A 16755-nucleotide genomic window follows, 5' to 3' on the forward strand; every position below is an offset into this window, starting at 1 on the left:
CATGTGAACACCCCAAGAAATTGGATTGGTGTCCAACTTCTTGGGGGCAGTCCACTTGATTTTTGTCGCGGCCAAAATCCCGGACCTGCCACCAATCCCTGTGGGAGCTGTCGAGCTTCAGCGAGGCTGCGATGGCGGCGGCACAGGCGCTAGAGATCGTGTCAGAACTGCGGGGTGTATTTGACGCTGAACATCACATTGCGCGGGTCACCGTAGAAGTTGTTGCCATTCAACTGGTTGTACCCGGATGCGTAGTAGGTCTTGTCGAACAGGTTGTTGGCATTGACTGCCAACCCCACTTCCGGGGTCATCTGGTAAGCCAGCCGGGCATTCCAGACGGTGTAGCCGGCCACGTCATAGGTGTATTCATACCCGAGGGTATGGCTCTGGGTGGTGAAGCCCAATCCGGCGCTGACCTTGCTCCAGTCGCCGCTGAACTGGTAGTCGCTCCACACCCGCAACATATGCTTGGGCGTCCACTGGCTGAACACTCGGCCTTTGTTGTCGCGATCCTCAAGGTACTTGGTGGTGTTGTAGGTATAGCCGGCAAACAGTTGCAGGCCGCTCAGCACTTCACCGCTGATCTCGGCTTCAAGGCCCTGGCTGCGGACCTTGCCAGAACCCGTTGCGCAGTAAGTGCCGCCGCAGATTTCGCCCAGGGAATAATCGGTGATCGCACGGTTTTCCTGGTCGTAGCGGAACAACGCCAGCGACGTATTGACCCGCCCGTCCAGCAATTCGCCCTTGAGGCCGATTTCGTAGTTGCTGCCAATCACCGGCTTGACCACCGAGCCACTGAGGTCGCGTTGGGTCTGCGGCTCGAACACATCGGTATAGCTGGCGTACACCGCCCACTCGCGGCTCAGGTCGTAGACGATCCCGGCGTAGGGTGTGACTTCGCCGGTTTCGTTGGTGGTGCTGGGCTTGTTGACGGTGGTGGCCTGGGTCATTGCCATGACGGTCGAGTACTTGTAGCTGTAGTCATACCAACTGGCACGGGCGCCGAGCACCAGGGTCAACGGATCGATCGGCTTGACGCGCCAGCTGCCATACAGGCCTTTCTGGCGGATGTCGTACTTGCTCGGCGTCGCCCGGCCGCCGGGCGTATTCATCAGGCTTTCGTAGGTGACTTCGGGGCGATGGTTATTGATGTCGAAGATGTTGTCGGCGCTGTCGTTGAACGTCCGCGCAATGATGTCGTTGGTGGTGTACTTGGAGTAGTTGCCGCCCAGGGTAATTTCCTGCGCCATGGACAGCGCCTCGAAACGCCCGGTGAGGTGGGTGTCCAGGCCGATCTTGGTGCCGTCGAAATCGGTGTACCAGTCGGCGTATGACACGCCGCTGCCGTCGGCTTCAATGCCTTCGTTGTTGGTTTGCACGCGCTGGTGGGTCGAGGTGTTTTCTTCTTTCATACGCACCGCGCCGACCTTGAACTTCCAGTCGTCGTTGAAGCGGTGCTCCAGGTCGGCATACAGGGTGGTGACGTCGATCTGCGAGTGGTTCCAGCGTGAGCCGGTGAAGGTCGAACGTGACAGGTCGATCGACTTGCCGCTGGCATAGCGTGGCAGGCCGCGCAGCATGGGCCGCGACTCGGCGTTGGTGCGGCTGACGGCCAGGCCCAGGGTGGTGTCTTCCTGCAGGTCGAAGTCCAGGGCGCCGTACAACGAGTGGGTCTTGCTCCATTCGTAGTCGATGAATGAATCGCTCTGGTCTTCATCCGCCACCATCCGCCCACGGACCGTGCCGCTCTGGTTCAGCGGGCCGCCGGCGTCCAGTTGCAGGCCGTAGTGGTCCCAACTGCCGGCCTTGGCGGTGAGGGCGACGGTGGGTGCCGCTTGCCCGCGCTTGCGCACCAGGTTGATCGCGCCACCCGGGCTGCCGGTGCCCTGCAGCAGGCCGGAGGCGCCGCGCAGCACTTCCAGGCGGTCGAAGAAAATCAGGTCCTGGGTCGCCCAGTTGCCCAGGGCATAGGTATTGCGCGGGATCGGCACGCCGTCGTATTGCCAGTCGTCGATCTGGAAGCCGCGGGAGGTGATGATCATGCCTTTGCCCACCCCTTGCACACCCACCAGGCCAGTGGTCTGGTTGACGGCGTCCTTGAGGTCGACCAGGCCCTGGTCATCCATTTGTTTGCGGGTCATCACCGTGATCGACTGGGGGATTTCCTTGAGGGTGTGGGTGCCCTTGCCGATAGTCACGGCCCGTGCGGCGTAGGAGCCGGAATCTTCAGTGATAGTGGGGTCGATGCTGTGGGCGGCAATGGACGTCACGCCCAGTTGCAGCGCGGCGCCGTTGTCGGCGGCAGGCTCGACGCTGAAATTACCTTGCCCGGTCACCCGCAACTGCAAGCCGCTGCCCGCCAGCGCACGGTCCATGGCCTGTTCGGCCGGCATCTGGCCAATCACTGCCTGGGCCTGTTTACCCTGCACCAACACCGGGTCCAGGGACACAATCCGCCCGCTCTGGCTGGCAATGGCGTTCAGCGTTTGGGCCAGCGGGCCGGCCGGCAGATTGAAAGACAGGCTTTGGGCCTGCACCAGGGCAGGGCTCGCCAGGGTTGCCAGGGCAACGGCGACAGAAAGGGCATGGGGCCAAGGGTTGAGCACAGCATTCTCCTGAAGGTGTGGACGTGTCAGGAGATAGGTGGGCCGAGAAATGAAAACCGGACACAAATAAGAGTGATTTGCATAAAAAACGTTGGTTCGGGTTATCGGGGGCGAATCAGGGTCAGCCATGGGCTGTAGTGATCGACCCGGATCGGCAGGGTTTCGGCCAGTGCATCGAGGGCGCGATGGGGGGCGTTGAGCGGGAATACACCTTGCACGCGCAATTGGCGAACCTGTGGATCGACCCGCACAAAACCCCGGTTATAGGGGCGCAGGGCGTTGACCACCTGTTCGAGGGAGTCGTCCAGTACGCTGAGGTGGCCGTCGAGCCAGTCGGCACGGTAGCGTTGGTCGCCCGCCACCGGCTCGATCCGCTCGGCGTAAAGCAATACCGACTGGCCTTGCTGTACGGTGCGCTGGGTGCCATTGGGCAGTGTTGCCAGCACCGAGTGTTCCAGCACCACCACGCGCGTGGCATCTGCTTGCTGAGTGACCAGGAACCGCGTGCCCAACGCCTGGATGCTGCCCTGGGCGGTGCGCACCCGCAACGGCCTTTGCGGATCGGCTGCCACCTGAATCACCAGCTCACCCTGGCGCAGGATGATCAGGCGCTGGTGCTCATTGAATTGCAGGTCCACCGCGCTGTCGGCATTGAGGTTCAACACACTGCCATCGAGCAGGGTGAACGTCTGGCGCTGGCCGCGCCCGGTGTGCAGATCGGCCAGCAGGTTGTCACCCAGCGGGCTGCGTGCCGCCAGCCACAGGCCGCCACCGAGCAGCCCCAGGCCCGCGATGGCGCGCAGCACTTCACGGCGTGAGCCCTGGGGTTGCAATAACACCTGGCGTGCTTCGCCGGGCAGGCGTTTATCGAGGCTGCGCAAGGTGTTCCACGATCCGCCCAGGCGTTCCTGCAAACGGGTCCAGGCCTGGGCATGGGCGGGGTCCATGCCCAGCCAGGCATTGAAACGCTCCTGTAGCAACGCATCCGGTTTACCGGCGCGCAGGCGCACCATCCAGTCGATGGCCTGTTCGCTGACCGGGTCCAGGCGGGTTTTGCTCATGGGGCCATCTCGGCCAGGTAGCACTGGCGCAGGGCCTGCTTCATGTAGCGGCTGACGGTGCGCTCGGACAATTGCAGCTTGCGCGCAATCGCCACGTAGCTCATGCCGTCGAGCTGGCTGTAAAGGAACGTGGCCTTGACGATCAGCGGCAAGCCATCGAGGGCACGGTCGATCGCCACCAGGGCCTGGATCAGTTGCAACTGGTCTTCGGGGGAGGGCGCCAAGGCTTCGGGCGCTGCGGCCAGGCGCTCCAGGTAAGCGGTTTCCAGGCGGCTGCGGCGGTAACGGTCAAAGATCAGCCGGCGGGCGATAGTCGAGAGATAGGCCCGTGGCTGCTCAATGCTGTCGGGGTCGACCCGGGCGGCGAGCATCTGGCAAAAGGTATCGGCGGCGGTATCTTCGGCGTCGGCGTGGTTACGCACGCGATGCTGGATATGTTGCAGCAGCCACCGGTGATGGTCGTTGAAAAAGAAGCCCAGCTTGCGGATTGGAGGTGATTGCACGGGTCGACTTTCTCAGGGTGGTATTGTGAATCGTTCTCAATACTACCGTTTGTGCAATGGGTGCTGCAATAACCGGTCACACTGAACAGACAAATCCTGTAGCAGTTGTCGAGTCCTGATGAGGCTGCGTTTGAGTACTAAGCGCTCGGCGTGGTGCACCAGGTATGCCACCGCGCATGCTTTTGCGACAGCTTCGCCGCCGAGCGCCGCTTCGCAGGGCTCGGCAGCTGCTACGGGTAAATGCTCAGGGCTGTTGAACGGGGGGAATCGTGATTTCTCCATCGGGGAGGTCGGGGGCATGTACAACCACATCAGTCGATAATGTGTTTTCAGTATCGGGACGGCCTTCGCGGTCAAATTTATACAGATCGACAACATAGGTACCTGGGTCTAATGGGCCTATGGGAAATGCGAATTCGTGATTCCTATTGATTACCCCTGAACCAACAAGCTTTCCTCGAACTCCATTTTCGTTCAAATAAGCTCCAAGTACAGGGATTGATACATCAGAGTAGATGACTCTCCATGCCCCCTGAAGAAGTGTGATAACCCCTCTTTGAGCAAGTGGCTTGGATAGATACATTTGCAGTACTAAGCCTGTCATGGTGAGAACTCCTGTTGGGAATATACAAGTTGGTCGCTGACTCACACACCCGAAAGGTTAGGGAAGTAGTCACGCAGAGGAACCTGTTAGCTCTGACAGTTTTTTAGATTGTTTAGCGATAGATAACAATTGAGGGCAACACAGTGCGCATCCCCTGCGCACCGTGTCGTGATGCTCGGTGCTTCAGGTCGTTACCCGGCAGGACGTAGTCAATGCCTCATCGACAAGCAACTGCACGCCTTCAACCATCCGGCAGATACCCAGGGCGACGTTGCGTTGTGAACCGTCGATATCGAATGCCAGGTGACTGGCCATGACGCCAATTGACGCCAGATCCTGTGAGGCATTGATCAACAGGGTTTCGGTCTCCAGGTCCGTGCGCACGACAAATAGCCCATCGGTTGGCGGTGCGCTGGGTTTGTGCGTCTGGGTTTGCGGGTTCAGGTAGTGATTGATCGCGCGGTAGGCTGCAGCTTGAAGCTGGCTTGAGTCGTAGTCTTGAAGAGGCGGGGGGTTGGGGCTGTGTTTGATCATGGTGAAGCTCCTGGTAGGTGGAGCTGCCACTGTTCGCGGTCAAACGAATAGGGTGGCAGCTGTACGCGGGTTGACCGACCGGAACCAGTGATCCGGCATACCCGAAGGTATCCCGCGCACAACTGCCGCGACACGATACCTCAAGCATAAAAAAAACGCCTGAAATAGGTCTTGGGCGCTTTGGCGCACTGGTTCACGCGGACGGTCAAATCCGGCCGCTGATTTGGCAGCGGCGTCGGGAAGGTTAGTCAGCGCCCGTCCGAGGGACAACCTGAAACAGGTGTGGGAAACGTCTGACCCTTCAGCGTTTTTTGCCACCAATGCCAGGACCAAACTTCGGTAGCACCATGCCGACCCTCTTCTGATAACACCGGTACTGTTCGCCAAAAAGCGCAACCAGGTCCCGTTCCTCAAAGTGAGCGCCAATAAACAGGTAGGCCGACATCCCCAGCGCAAAGAACAGCCGGCCGGCGCTCATGTCCGGTGTCGCCCAGAACACAATCAAAAACCCCAGGTACAACGGATGGCGCACCAGCTTGTAGGGCCCTGGCGTTTTAAAGGCATGGGCGCGGGGGGCAGCGTTTCGGTAGCGGTCGATGGCCTGCTTGAGGCCAAACAGCTCGAAATGGCTGATCAGTAGCGTGGCCACCAGGACCAGCACCCAGCCCAGCCAGAATATTGCGCTCACTATCACTCGCAGCAGGCTGGTTTCCACTGTCCATACCGGCGCAGGCATCGGTTGCCAGAGCCAGAACATCAGCATCAACACCAGGCTGCTGAGCAGCACGTAGGTCGAGCGCTCAACGGCTGTGGGAATGTAGCGGGTAAGCCAGGACTTGAAACCTTGACGCGCCATCACCGTGTGCTGCAGCGCAAACAGGAGCAGCAGCGACAGGTTGATCAACGCGGCCCACCAGCCGTTGATGACAATGCCATCATCTATGTTTTTGGGCACGACCACGCGGCCAATAAAGCCAATCAGGTAGAGGAAGGTGAGGAGAAAGATCAAATAACAGCAGGCGCTGTAGATCAATCCAGCCAGGCGCACTGTCAGGCCGCTTGCGGTTGTATCGATGTTCATGGACGACTCCTTTCGTACATGGTGTATCCGTGACCGGCGGCCACGTGGGAGAGCGTGTGCGGACTTCCTTTCTCGCTTAAACGGACAAGGCTAGGTACAGAACGGTATCTGGTCAAAGAAAAGCATAGAAAAGCTGGGGATCGACAACCCCTACAGGGTTTTTGATCACTCCCACAGGACGTGGGAGTGATCTTGGGAACAAGACGCTATCAGGCGATAGCATCCCAGGCGCGGTCGCCTTTCTCGTCCTTGATACGGGTCGGCAGGCCCATCACGTCCAGCGCCTTGAGGAACGGCTCGGCTGGCAGTTCTTCGACGTTGGCCATGCGTTGCACGTCCCACTCGCCACGGGCAACCAGCAGCGCTGCGGCTACAGGTGGCACGCCGGCGGTGTAGGAGATGCCCTGGCTGTCGGTCTCGGCATAGGCTTCTTCATGGCAGGCCACGTTATAGATGAACAGCTCGCGCGGCTGGCCATCCTTGGTGCCCTTGACCAGGTCGCCGATGCAGGTCTTGCCGGTGTAGCCCGGTGCCAGCGAAGACGGGTCAGGCAGCACGGCCTTGACCAGTTTCAATGGCACCACTTCCAGGCCTTCGGCGGTGGTGACCGGCTTCTCGGAGAGCAGGCCGAGGTTTTTCAGCACGGTGAACACATTGATGTAGTGCTCGCCGAAGCTCATCCAGAAGCGCACGTTGGGCACGTCGAGGTTTTTCGACAACGAGTGCACTTCATCGTGACCGGTCAGGTACAGGTTCTGCGAACCGACCACCGGCAGGTCGTCGGTACGTTTGACTTCGAACATGGTGTTGCTGGTCCACTGGCTGTCCTGCCAGCTCCACACCTGTCCGGTGAACTCGCGGAAGTTGATTTCCGGGTCGAAATTGGTGGCGAAATATTTGCCGTGGCTGCCGGCATTGACGTCGAGAATGTCGATTGAATCAATGCGGTCAAAATGCTGTTGTTGTGCCAGCGCCGCATAGGCGTTGACCACACCTGGGTCAAAACCCACACCGAGGATCGCAGTGATGTTCTTCTGCTTGCATTCCTCCAGGTGGTTCCACTCGTAGTTGCCGTACCACGGCGGAGTCTCGCAGACCTTGCCCGGCTCTTCGTGGATGGCGGTGTCCAGGTAAGCCACGCCGGTATCGATGCAGGCACGCAGTACCGACATGTTGAGGAAGGCGGAGCCGACGTTGATGACGATCTGCGATTCGGTTTCGCGGATCAGTGCCTTGGTCGCTTCCACGTCCAGGGCGTTCAGCGCGAAGGCCTGGATCTGGGCGGGTACCTTGAGGCTACCCTTGGCCTTGACGCTTGCGATGATGGCCTGGCATTTGGAGATGTTGCGCGACGCGATAGCAATCCGACCGAGTTCGTCGTTGTGCTGCGCGCACTTGTGGGCCACCACCTTGGCGACACCTCCTGCACCAATGATAAGAACGTTCTTTTTCAATTGCTTTATCTCTCCTTTATCTGCCAGCTCAGGACAGGCTGGACAGGTAATCTTCGAAGCCAAATTCACGAACCACTTCGACTGTACCGTCGAGTTGTTTCACTACGATGGACGGCATTTTCAGGCCGTTGAACCAGTTTTTCTTGACCATGGTGTAGCCTGCGGTGTCGATGAACGACAGCCGATCGCCGATGGCCAGCGGACGATCGAATTGGTATTCACCGAAGATGTCCCCGGCCAGGCAGGATTTGCCGCACACCATGTAGGTGTGTTCGCCATCGCTCGGCGCCAGTTTGGCGTTGAGGCGATAGATCAGCAGGTCCAGCAGGTGGGCTTCGATGGAGCTGTCTACCACGGCGAGGTTCTTGCCGTTGTAGAGGGTGTCGAGCACGGTGACTTCCAGGGAAGCACTGTTGGTGATCGCCGCTTCCCCAGGCTCCAGGTAAACCTGTACGCCGTAGGTCTGCGCGAATGCCTTGAGCCGTGCGCAGAATGCGTCGATGGCATAGCCTTCGCCGGTGAAGTGGATACCGCCGCCCAGGCTGACCCACTGCACTTTATGCAGCAGGTGGCCGAAGCGTTCTTCGATGGTGCACAGCATCTTGTCGAACAGCTCGAAATCACCGTTCTCACAGTTGTTGTGGAACATGAAGCCTGTGATCTGGTCGATCACGCCTTCGATCTTCACCGGGTCCCACTCGCCCAGGCGGCTGAACGGGCGCGCCGGGTCGGCCAGCAGGTAGTCGGAGCTGCTCACTTGCGGGTTGACGCGCAGGCCGCGGGTCTTGCCTTCGGATTTCTGGGCAAAGCGCTGCAACTGACCGATGGAGTTGAAGATGATCTTGTCGCAGTTATCGAGCATTTCGTCGATTTCGTCGTCGGCCCAGGCCACGCTGTAGGCATGGGTCTCGCCGGCGAACTTCTGGCGACCGAGCTTGAGCTCGTACAGCGACGAGGACGTGGTGCCGTCCATGTACTGCTGCATCAGGTCAAACACCGACCAGGTGCCAAAGCACTTGAGTGCCAGCAACGCCTTGGCGCCGGACTGCTCGCGCACGTAGGCGATCTTCTGCATGTTGACCAGAAGCTTCTGTTTGTCGATGAGGTAATACGGCGTTTTGATCATTTTTCAGAGCCTGTGGCGGAGCCTGCCAAAAAAGGACAGGCATTGTGCCCGCACTTCGTCAGGATCGAAAGGTTAGTCAGCGGAATTTGCAGGTTGGGGCCATTCATACGCCATCGCCGTTACCCTTTTGTAGGCGCCGACTTTGCGGCGATGGTGGCGCAATTGCTGGCGGCGGTGAGTCAGCTTCTGGTGCTGATCCTGGGTGTTGTGCGCGCTCGTAAACTGCTGTCATAGCACCTGTGGAACCTATGGCGCTGAAGTACGACGTACTGGGGAATACATCATTGCTGGGGATACTACTGTGACAGTTAACCTGAACGCTTACTCAAGTGCCTACCCACTGAGCTATTCACCCAACGATAGCGCCGAGCAAACGCACAACCGGGAGGCCTCTGCACTGTCCAGGCAAAAGCGCGGGGTAGCATCAACTTCGGCGTTGTGGCCACAATATTCGGTCATAACAATTTCCCTGATGGGTATGACCAACGAGCAAGAAACGTTCACAAAAGCCAACATTAATAAATGGGCGCCTCACGTCAATCTGACATTTGAGTTCACAGACGATGCCGATGGGGATATCAGGATTGCTGCAAACAATGACATTTCAGGTGGTCATTCGTACCTGGGTACCCACACGCTCGATGCACCAGCCGAAGAACCTACAATGGTCATCGGTTTCAAGGATGGTCTCAATGCTTTTAACGCCGGTACCATCCAGCATGAATTTGGCCATGCTCTGGGGTTGCAGCATGAACATCAGCACGAGAACAATGATTTAGATATTGATTGGTTGGAAGTTAATAAAGCCTACCTTGATAAAGGTGGCGCGAAAGAAGTGAAGTCGAACTTTGAGCCATTGGTTAACGATGTAGTTACCTCTGATTATGATCGCCAATCCATCATGCATTATGGTTTTGCTTCATCCTGGCTCAATGATGGAAACGCCATCGCGGATAACAACGAGCTATCAGAGGGTGACATCAACTTTATTCGCTCGCTCTACCCGCCCGTGGTCAGGAAAAAACCGGCCACCCCCAGTTGGTGGGATTTCCGTCAGGCTCACAAGCCTGCTTGAAAAGCCTTGCGCGCCAATCATGAATGAATTTCGCGATCATCAACAGTAAAATGAGTTTGTCTCACTATGCTCTGCTGCCGACAATAGCTCCCATACCAACACATTGGAGTTTTTTGTCATGGCAGTCGCTCATTCCCTTGGATTTCCGCGCATTGGACGCGATCGTGAACTGAAAAAAGCGCAGGAAGCGTTTTGGAAGGGCGAGCTGGACGAAGCCGGCCTGCGCGCCGTAGGCCGTGAGCTGCGCAAGACCCACTGGGACTTGCAGAAACAGGCCGGTATCGAGCTGCTGCCCGCTGGGGATTTTGCCTGGTACGACCAGGTACTGACCCACTCGCTGATGTTCGGCGTGATCCCCGAGCGTTTCCGCCCGGCTGATGGCAAAGCCACGTTGCAAACCTTGTTCGGCATGGCCCGTGGCGTCAGCGACAGCTGCTGCGGCGGTGCCCACGCCCAGGAAATGACCAAGTGGTTCGACACCAACTACCACTACCTGGTACCTGAATTCAGCGTCGACCAGCAGTTCCATCTGGGCTGGGACCAGTTGTTCGAAGAAGTCAAAGAGGCCCGCGACCTGGGGCACACCGTCAAGCCGGTGGTGATCGGGCCGCTGACTTACCTGTGGCTGGGCAAGACCAAGGGCGGCGACTTCGACAAGCTCGAACTGCTCGACCGCCTGCTGCCGCTGTACGGCCAGATCTTCCAGCGCCTGGCGGACCTGGGCGTGGAGTGGGTACAGATCGATGAGCCGATCCTGGTGCTCGACCTGCCTCAAGATTGGAAAAATGCGTTTGAGCGCGCCTACAACCTGATCCAGCGTGATCCGTTGAAAAAACTGGTCGCCACTTACTTTGGCGGCCTGGAGGAGAACCTCGGCCTGGCGGCCAACTTGCCGGTCGATGGCCTGCACATTGACCTGGTGCGTGCACCTGAACAGTACCCGACGATTCTCGATCGCCTGCCGGCCTATAAAGTGCTGTCCCTGGGCGTGGTCAACGGGCGTAACGTGTGGCGTTGCGACCTGGAAAATGCCCTGGCCACGTTGCAGCATGCACATGAACGCCTGGGTGATCGCTTGTGGGTTGCGCCGTCCTGCTCGTTGCTGCATAGCCCGGTGGACCTGGGGCGTGAAGACAAGCTGGATGCCGAGCTGAAAAGCTGGCTGGCCTTCGCCGTGCAGAAGTGCGAAGAAGTGGCCGTGCTGACCCAGGCCATCAACCAGCCAGAAGCCGCGAAGGTGCTGGCGGCCTTGGCCCAAAGCCGTGCCGTGCAGGCCGCCCGTGCTGCCTCGCCGCGTATCCACAAGCCGGCTGTACAAGCGCGCGTTGCCGCCATCACCACCAAGGACAGCCAGCGCCAGTCGCTGTTTGCCCAGCGTATCGCCAAGCAGCGCGTCGGCCTCGACCTGCCGCTGTTCCCGACCACCACCATTGGCTCGTTCCCGCAGACCGCGTCGATTCGCCTGGCACGCCAGTCGTTCAAGGCTGGCAAGTTGAGCGAAGCCGAATATGTCGAGGCGATGCACAGCGAGATCAAACACGCCGTTGAAGTGCAGGAAAACCTCGGCCTGGACGTGCTGGTGCACGGCGAAGCTGAACGTAACGACATGGTTGAGTATTTTGCCGAACAACTGGACGGCTATGTGTTCACCCGCTTTGGCTGGGTGCAGAGCTACGGTTCGCGCTGTGTGAAACCGGCGGTGATCTTCGGCGACCTGAGCCGCCCGAAAGCCATGACCGTGGAGTGGATCCGCTACGCACAAGGCCTGACCGACAAGGTGATGAAAGGCATGCTGACCGGCCCGGTGACCATGCTGATGTGGTCATTCCCCCGTGAAGATGTGAGCCGCGAAGTGCAGGCCCGGCAACTGGCGTTGGCGATTCGCGATGAAGTGGTGGACCTGGAAGCGGCTGGCATCAAGATCGTACAGATTGATGAAGCAGCGTTCCGTGAAGGCTTGCCCCTGCGCCGGGCCCAGTGGCAACACTACCTGGACTGGGCCACCGAAGTATTTCGCCTGTGCGCTTCGGGTGTGCGTGACGAAACCCAGATCCACACCCATATGTGCTACAGCGAATTCAACGATGTGATCGAGTCCATCGCGGCGATGGATGCCGACGTGATTACCATCGAGACCTCACGTTCGGATATGGAGTTGTTGGACGCGTTCGAAGCCTTCGCTTACCCGAATGACATCGGCCCGGGCGTCTACGACATCCACTCGCCACGGGTGCCGGATGCCTCGGAAATGGCCAACCTGTTGCGCAAGGCTGCCCGGCGCATTCCTGCCGAACGGCTGTGGGTCAACCCCGACTGCGGCCTGAAGACTCGCGGCTGGCCGGAGACCGAGGCGGCGTTGATCCATATGGTTGCGGCTGCGCGGCAGTTGCGTACTGAATTGGCGTAACGGCAAACACCGAAGTTGGTGTGGGACCGGTCAGAGGTATTTGAGCCAGGCAATATCCCGTCGCCGGGCCTTCAGCCCGGCAAACCAGCGCACTGGCAGGTACAGCGCCAGTGGCAACAGCAACGCCACCAGCCACACCGGCCCGACGTTGTCGAAGCCAAAGTGCGTCCCCTGGTTCAGGCCAAACAGCGCCACGCCCATCACGTACAACACTTTCAGCACATACAAGTGCAGCAAGTAGAAGAACATCGGCGCCGCGCCGAACACCGCGAGGGTGCCGATCCAGCGTCGCTGCCCGGCGCGTTCGAAGGCCAGCAACAGCAATAGCCCCACACCCAATGTCAGCGCGAGGAACAGCAGCGAAGGTGGGTATTTGGTGATGTTGAAGAAGCTCATCAGCGTCTGCACAGGGCTGTCATACACCTGCCACGGCGCCTCGCCGTAACCATTGATCGCGCGCAGCACTACAAAGCCAAGCAGTGCGCTGATACCTGCCAGCCACAGGTAGCGCTGACGCAGCGCTGCCGGCATCGCCCCGGCAAACCACGGGCCGATGCCATAACCCAGGGCAATCACCCCGATCCACGGCAATACCGGGTAGGTCGTGCGCAGGCGCAGGCTGTCGCCCACCTCGATCCAACTGCGCTCATGCAGGATCGTCCAGGGAATATGCCAGGCCGAACCCGCTGCGAAATGCACGCCATCGAGCAGGTTATGCCCGCCAATGATCACCAGCGCCAGGCCGATCAGCAGTGGGCGGGGCAACCACACCAGCACGGCGAGGGCGATCATGCTTACGCCGATGGCCCAGATCACCTGCATATAGATGACGCTGGGCGGCAGTTGCAGGGTCCAGGCGAAGTTCACCAGGGTAAATTCCAGCACCACCAGAAACAGCCCGCGTTTGAACAGAAACGCCGAAACGTCGCCACGGCCCTGGTATTTTTCGCCGTATAAATACGCCGACAAGCCAGTCAGCAACACAAACACCGGCGCACACAAGTGGGCCAGGGTGCGGCTGATAAACAGCGCCGGCTCCGTCGTGTCGATGTTCATCGGATCGCTGACTTGCCGGTGCAGCAGGAACGTCTCGCGCACGTGATCGAGCAACATGAACAGGATCACCATGCCGCGCAAGGCGTCGATGGACAGCAGGCGTGAACGGGCAGCGGGAACAGCGTCAGTCATGGTGCAAGGTCGCCAGAGGGAAAGGGGAGTGGTGGTTATCTTATAACATTGGCCGACAGCCGTGGATTTCCGAGTCGGAATCAGGCCAGGCAGATGCTAGGGTAGGGCACAGACCTTGACGACCCTGGAGTCACTTATGAGCGTTGCGATTGATATCAAGGCTGTCGTGCAATTCTGGACGACGGCGGGCCCATCGCGCTGGTTCAAGAAAGATGAACAGTTTGACGCCGAGTTTGGCGCACGCTTCCACGAGGCGCACTTCCAGGCGGCCAGGGGCGAGCTGGAGCACTGGATGAGCGAGCCCGAAGGTGCGCTGGCGCTATTGATTCTGCTTGATCAGTACCCGCGCAATGCCTTCCGGGGCACCGCCCATATGTTTGCCACCGACCCCCTCGCCAGGGCTTACGCCGGGCGTATGGTCGACGCGGGGATGGACCAACGGATCGACCCGGCATTACGGGCGTTTTGCTATTTGCCTTTTGAGCATTCCGAAAGTCCCGAGGACCAGCAACGCTCCCTGGCGTTGAACCAGCAACTGGATGCCAACACGTATCACTGGGCCAGGGAACATGCCGAGATCATCGAGCGCTTCGGCCGTTTTCCCCATCGCAATGCGGCGCTGGGCCGGGTGACGAACGATGAGGAGCAAGCGTTTCTCATGGGCGGGGGGTTCTCGGGCTAGGTTCCACCTTGGATTGCCGACAGAGTTCAAGGGCATCCAGGAACTCGGCTTTGTTGCTCAGTTTGCGTTTCGCTATTTCATCCTGATATTTGATGACTTGGGCTGAGGTCAGTCTCAAGCAACCGCCGAACAGTTCGTTGGCCTGTTGGATCACCGTGACTTTGTCTTGCGCGGTCACGGTGATCGCGGGATCAAACCAGGTGGAGACAAAGTTCAGCGCTGCGGCTCTTCGCCGTGGGGTGCCTGCATCACTTTCCTGGATGTCTGCCAGGTAGTTTTTGGTGTCGTTGCGGTTTTCGGCGCTTTCCAGGCTGGCCTTGATGATACCGATCCTCTCGGGGGTGATCTGCCGGCTGCCGGCTTCGCCATCCAGTTGGCCCTTGAGTGCGGAAAACACCAGTTGCTGGGAGTCATTGACCACCGCGTCTTCAGCCTTGCGCACCTCAAGCACCACATAGGAGTTGTCTCGATACTCACAGGCGCCAGTGCCGATCTTCTCGGCTGGGCACTTAACGATTTCCAGACGTCCGGTTGAGGTATTGAAGGTCAAGTCCTTCCACGGTGGCGAGGTTTTGCGGTCCTCGGTACGGATCAGCACGTAGTCGCCGCTTTCCAGGTAGCCGGTCTTCGGGTTTTTTGAGTTCACGCGTTTTTTCATGCCGATCAGATCAAAGGAGTAGGTGAACGCATTGTCGTCCTGCTCGTCCTTGATAAACGTGTCGGCCAGGGCAGACAGCACACCCGCCGCCGGGTGCGCCGGCGGATAAAAGGTTTTGCCCAGGCTGGCCAGGCTGCCGAGCATTTGTCGCACTTGGGCGCCGCTTTCGTCCAGTTCGATGATGTAGATATCCAGCTTGAATGGGTTGCCGCTGTAGGTCATAGGGCCGTAGACGTTGCTGAGGTTGGCGAGGTTCAGGAATTGATTCTCCCGCACGTCGTTGGAGTAGAAGATGACCTTCGAACTGCGGATGCCTTCCGGGCCGTGCTTACGGTCGCAAGGGCTTTCGCAGATGCTGGCGACGATGGCTACATCCCCGGTGGCCGGGTCTGCGCGAACAAGGCGCAACGGAGTTGCGATCTCCGTGAGGTCCTTGATGAACACCGTCTTGAGCGCGACGGTGATAGGGTCGCCGGCCTTGAAAATGTGGGTCGCATCCTTGGCGTAGATGTTCTTGGTCGTCAAGGTGCCGTCGTTGGTGCCGGGACGGTGGTATCGATAGTCGATAGCCCCCTGGTTGCTTATTGCGCAGCCGCCGAGTGTCAGCAGGGTTGCGGTAGCCAGTAGGTAAGCAGGTTGCAAAGTGCGCATGGGGTTCTCCTTGACTGGCGGTCGCCTCGGCGAAGGATAGTCAAGGTTGGTGGCTTTGCCATTAAAATGCCATTGCCGTAAAGTCCCGTATTCATTGGGCGTCCCTGAACTTTTAACTACTATTCCTCCCAGGAATGCCCCCATAGAAAAGCGGCATTGTATTTATCGCCGCCCATCTCGTAGCGTGGCTGCTCACCCAAGGAGATGCCGCTGTGAGTAACCTGCCGATGCGCTTGTATGTGGATGCACCGTTCACCAGCCCGTATGCGCTGTCGGTCTTTGTGACCCTGCGTGAAAAAGGCTTGCCATTCGAGGTACACACCCTGGACCTGGACGCGCTGGAACAGCAGGCGCCGGCCTTTGCCGGGCTGTCCGTGACCCAGCGGGTACCGACGCTTGCGCAGGATGGGTTTGCCTTGTCCGAGTCTTCGGCGATTACCGAGTACCTGGAGGATGTGTTCCCGCAGGTGCCGGTGTACCCCCGGGAGCCACGCCAGCGCGCACGGGCGCGGCAGATTCAGGCGTGGTTGCGCAGCGACCTGCTGCCGATCCGCCAGGAACGCTCCACGCTGGTGGTGTTTTACGGGGTCAAATACGGCCCGTTATCAACTTCGGCCCAAGCCGCTGCCGACAAACTGATTGCAGCGGCGCAGCATTGGCTGGCTGCAGGTGATGACTCTCTGTTTGGCCAATGGTCGATTGTCGATGTGGACCTGGCCTTGATGCTCAACCGGTTGATCCTCAACGGTGATCCGGTGCCCGCGCCGTTGGTGGCGTATGCCCAGCGCCAGTGGCAGCGGCCATCGGTGCAGGCCTGGGTCAACCAGGTACGTCCGGCGTTGTAGCGCCCAGCGGCCATTGCTGCGCGACCCGGCGGTCGAGGTCTTCCCAGTCTTGCATGCCGAGTACCCGGGTCGTGTTCAAGCCGCGCAGATAACCGCGTAACTGTTGGGCGGTGGCGCAGGCCTGGGTCGTATCGGTAGTTGGGTCCAGCAGGATATTTTCGTACTCGACCAAATAGTCGGCGACGCGCTCGCGAAACTCCGGCAGGACGGCGTTGCGGATGCGATCAAAAGTCTTCTGATGGGGTTTCATGGATAGGTCCTTCTTATAGATTTTATGGTG

General features: G+C 59.2%; 15 protein-coding genes. 4 read left to right on the top strand and 11 right to left on the bottom strand.

All coding sequences use genetic code 11. The features are described 5' to 3' along the window. Positions 1–161 precede the first annotated feature (161 nt). From KL786_RS24200 to KL786_RS24235, 8 genes are all read right to left on the bottom strand, one after another. Positions 162–2606 (bottom strand): TonB-dependent siderophore receptor, encoded by a 2445-nt coding sequence (locus KL786_RS24200; RefSeq protein WP_215519216.1) that lies wholly within the window; start codon positions 2604–2606, stop codon positions 162–164. Positions 2607–2707: 101 nt separating this feature from the next. Further along, the gene (locus KL786_RS24205; protein ID WP_215519217.1) at positions 2708–3667 is read right to left on the bottom strand and encodes a FecR domain-containing protein; all 960 of its coding nucleotides are present in this window, start codon (positions 3665–3667) and stop codon (positions 2708–2710) included. Further along, the gene (locus KL786_RS24210; protein ID WP_032860969.1) at positions 3664–4170 is read right to left on the bottom strand and encodes a sigma-70 family RNA polymerase sigma factor; all 507 of its coding nucleotides are present in this window, start codon (positions 4168–4170) and stop codon (positions 3664–3666) included. Before KL786_RS24210 ends, KL786_RS24205 begins: the two co-directional genes overlap by 4 nt. 244 nt (positions 4171–4414) lie before the next feature. After that, complete coding sequence (locus KL786_RS24215) at positions 4415–4774, bottom strand: hypothetical protein (RefSeq protein WP_215519218.1); 360 nt, start codon at positions 4772–4774, stop codon at positions 4415–4417. Between the two features lie 183 nt (positions 4775–4957). After that, positions 4958–5308, bottom strand: a complete 351-nt coding sequence (locus tag KL786_RS24220) for a DUF6124 family protein (RefSeq protein ID WP_215519219.1) — start codon at positions 5306–5308, stop codon at positions 4958–4960. 301 nt (positions 5309–5609) lie between these two features. Continuing rightward, positions 5610–6389: a methanethiol S-methyltransferase gene (gene mddA / locus KL786_RS24225; protein ID WP_215519220.1), complete on the bottom strand. Its 780-nt coding sequence runs from the start codon at positions 6387–6389 to the stop codon at positions 5610–5612. A gap of 209 nt (positions 6390–6598) precedes the next feature. Continuing rightward, a complete protein-coding gene (locus KL786_RS24230) occupies positions 6599–7843 on the bottom strand; it encodes a saccharopine dehydrogenase family protein (protein WP_215519221.1) in 1245 nt (414 codons plus the stop codon). A gap of 28 nt (positions 7844–7871) precedes the next feature. Beyond that, positions 7872–8969: a carboxynorspermidine decarboxylase gene (locus KL786_RS24235; protein ID WP_215519222.1), complete on the bottom strand. Its 1098-nt coding sequence runs from the start codon at positions 8967–8969 to the stop codon at positions 7872–7874. Positions 8970–9270: 301 nt separating this feature from the next. Between KL786_RS24235 and KL786_RS24240 the strand changes: the two genes are divergently transcribed. Together KL786_RS24240 and metE are read left to right on the top strand one after the other, a co-directional pair. Continuing rightward, the gene (locus tag KL786_RS24240) at positions 9271–10044 is read left to right on the top strand and encodes a M12 family metallopeptidase (protein ID WP_215519223.1); all 774 of its coding nucleotides are present in this window, start codon (positions 9271–9273) and stop codon (positions 10042–10044) included. Between the two features lie 118 nt (positions 10045–10162). Then, positions 10163–12451, top strand: coding sequence for a 5-methyltetrahydropteroyltriglutamate--homocysteine S-methyltransferase (gene metE / locus KL786_RS24245; RefSeq protein ID WP_215519224.1), 2289 nt, complete (start codon positions 10163–10165; stop codon positions 12449–12451). Positions 12452–12481: 30 nt separating this feature from the next. Here the strand turns inward: metE and KL786_RS24250 are convergent, their stop codons facing one another. Continuing rightward, positions 12482–13639 (bottom strand): acetyltransferase domain-containing protein, encoded by a 1158-nt coding sequence (locus KL786_RS24250; protein ID WP_215519225.1) that lies wholly within the window; start codon positions 13637–13639, stop codon positions 12482–12484. Between the two features lie 136 nt (positions 13640–13775). On the opposite strand from KL786_RS24250, the gene KL786_RS24255 reads away from it, so the two are divergent. Beyond that, a complete protein-coding gene (locus KL786_RS24255) occupies positions 13776–14321 on the top strand; it encodes a DUF924 family protein (RefSeq protein WP_215519226.1) in 546 nt (181 codons plus the stop codon). Here the strand turns inward: KL786_RS24255 and KL786_RS24260 are convergent. Further along, the gene (locus tag KL786_RS24260) at positions 14296–15630 is read right to left on the bottom strand and encodes a hypothetical protein (protein WP_215519227.1); all 1335 of its coding nucleotides are present in this window, start codon (positions 15628–15630) and stop codon (positions 14296–14298) included. The genes KL786_RS24255 and KL786_RS24260 overlap by 26 nt on opposite strands. A 227-nt stretch (positions 15631–15857) precedes the next feature. Here KL786_RS24260 and yfcF point away from each other — a divergent pair, with 227 nt between their 5' ends. Next, positions 15858–16475: a glutathione transferase gene (gene yfcF / locus KL786_RS24265; protein ID WP_252193847.1), complete on the top strand. Its 618-nt coding sequence runs from the start codon at positions 15858–15860 to the stop codon at positions 16473–16475. On the opposite strand, the gene KL786_RS24270 is transcribed toward yfcF, so the two are convergent. Beyond that, entirely contained in the window at positions 16450–16725 is a 276-nt protein-coding gene (locus KL786_RS24270) for a hypothetical protein (RefSeq protein ID WP_215519229.1), read from the bottom strand. The genes yfcF and KL786_RS24270 overlap by 26 nt on opposite strands. Between the last annotated feature and the right edge of the window lie 30 nt (positions 16726–16755).

Source organism: Pseudomonas sp. TAE6080, from assembly GCF_018732265.1.
Classification (GTDB): Bacteria; Pseudomonadota; Gammaproteobacteria; order Pseudomonadales; family Pseudomonadaceae; genus Aquipseudomonas; species Aquipseudomonas brenneri.

What these genes read in the sequence shown, in the direction of transcription:
- KL786_RS24250 (WP_215519225.1), bottom strand. Translation starts at nt 13,639, where the DNA reads ATGACTGACGCTGTTCCCGCTGCCCGTTCACGCCTGCTGTCCATCGAC.
- mddA (WP_215519220.1), bottom strand. Translation starts at nt 6,389, where the DNA reads ATGAACATCGATACAACCGCAAGCGGCCTGACAGTGCGCCTGGCTGGA.
- KL786_RS24220 (WP_215519219.1), bottom strand. Translation starts at nt 5,308, where the DNA reads ATGATCAAACACAGCCCCAACCCCCCGCCTCTTCAAGACTACGACTCA.
- metE (WP_215519224.1), top strand. Translation starts at nt 10,163, where the DNA reads ATGGCAGTCGCTCATTCCCTTGGATTTCCGCGCATTGGACGCGATCGT.
- KL786_RS24215 (WP_215519218.1), bottom strand. Translation starts at nt 4,774, where the DNA reads ATGACAGGCTTAGTACTGCAAATGTATCTATCCAAGCCACTTGCTCAA.
- KL786_RS24205 (WP_215519217.1), bottom strand. Translation starts at nt 3,667, where the DNA reads ATGAGCAAAACCCGCCTGGACCCGGTCAGCGAACAGGCCATCGACTGG.
- KL786_RS24255 (WP_215519226.1), top strand. Translation starts at nt 13,776, where the DNA reads ATGAGCGTTGCGATTGATATCAAGGCTGTCGTGCAATTCTGGACGACG.
- yfcF (WP_252193847.1), top strand. Translation starts at nt 15,858, where the DNA reads ATGCGCTTGTATGTGGATGCACCGTTCACCAGCCCGTATGCGCTGTCG.
- KL786_RS24235 (WP_215519222.1), bottom strand. Translation starts at nt 8,969, where the DNA reads ATGATCAAAACGCCGTATTACCTCATCGACAAACAGAAGCTTCTGGTC.
- KL786_RS24270 (WP_215519229.1), bottom strand. Translation starts at nt 16,725, where the DNA reads ATGAAACCCCATCAGAAGACTTTTGATCGCATCCGCAACGCCGTCCTG.
- KL786_RS24260 (WP_215519227.1), bottom strand. Translation starts at nt 15,630, where the DNA reads ATGCGCACTTTGCAACCTGCTTACCTACTGGCTACCGCAACCCTGCTG.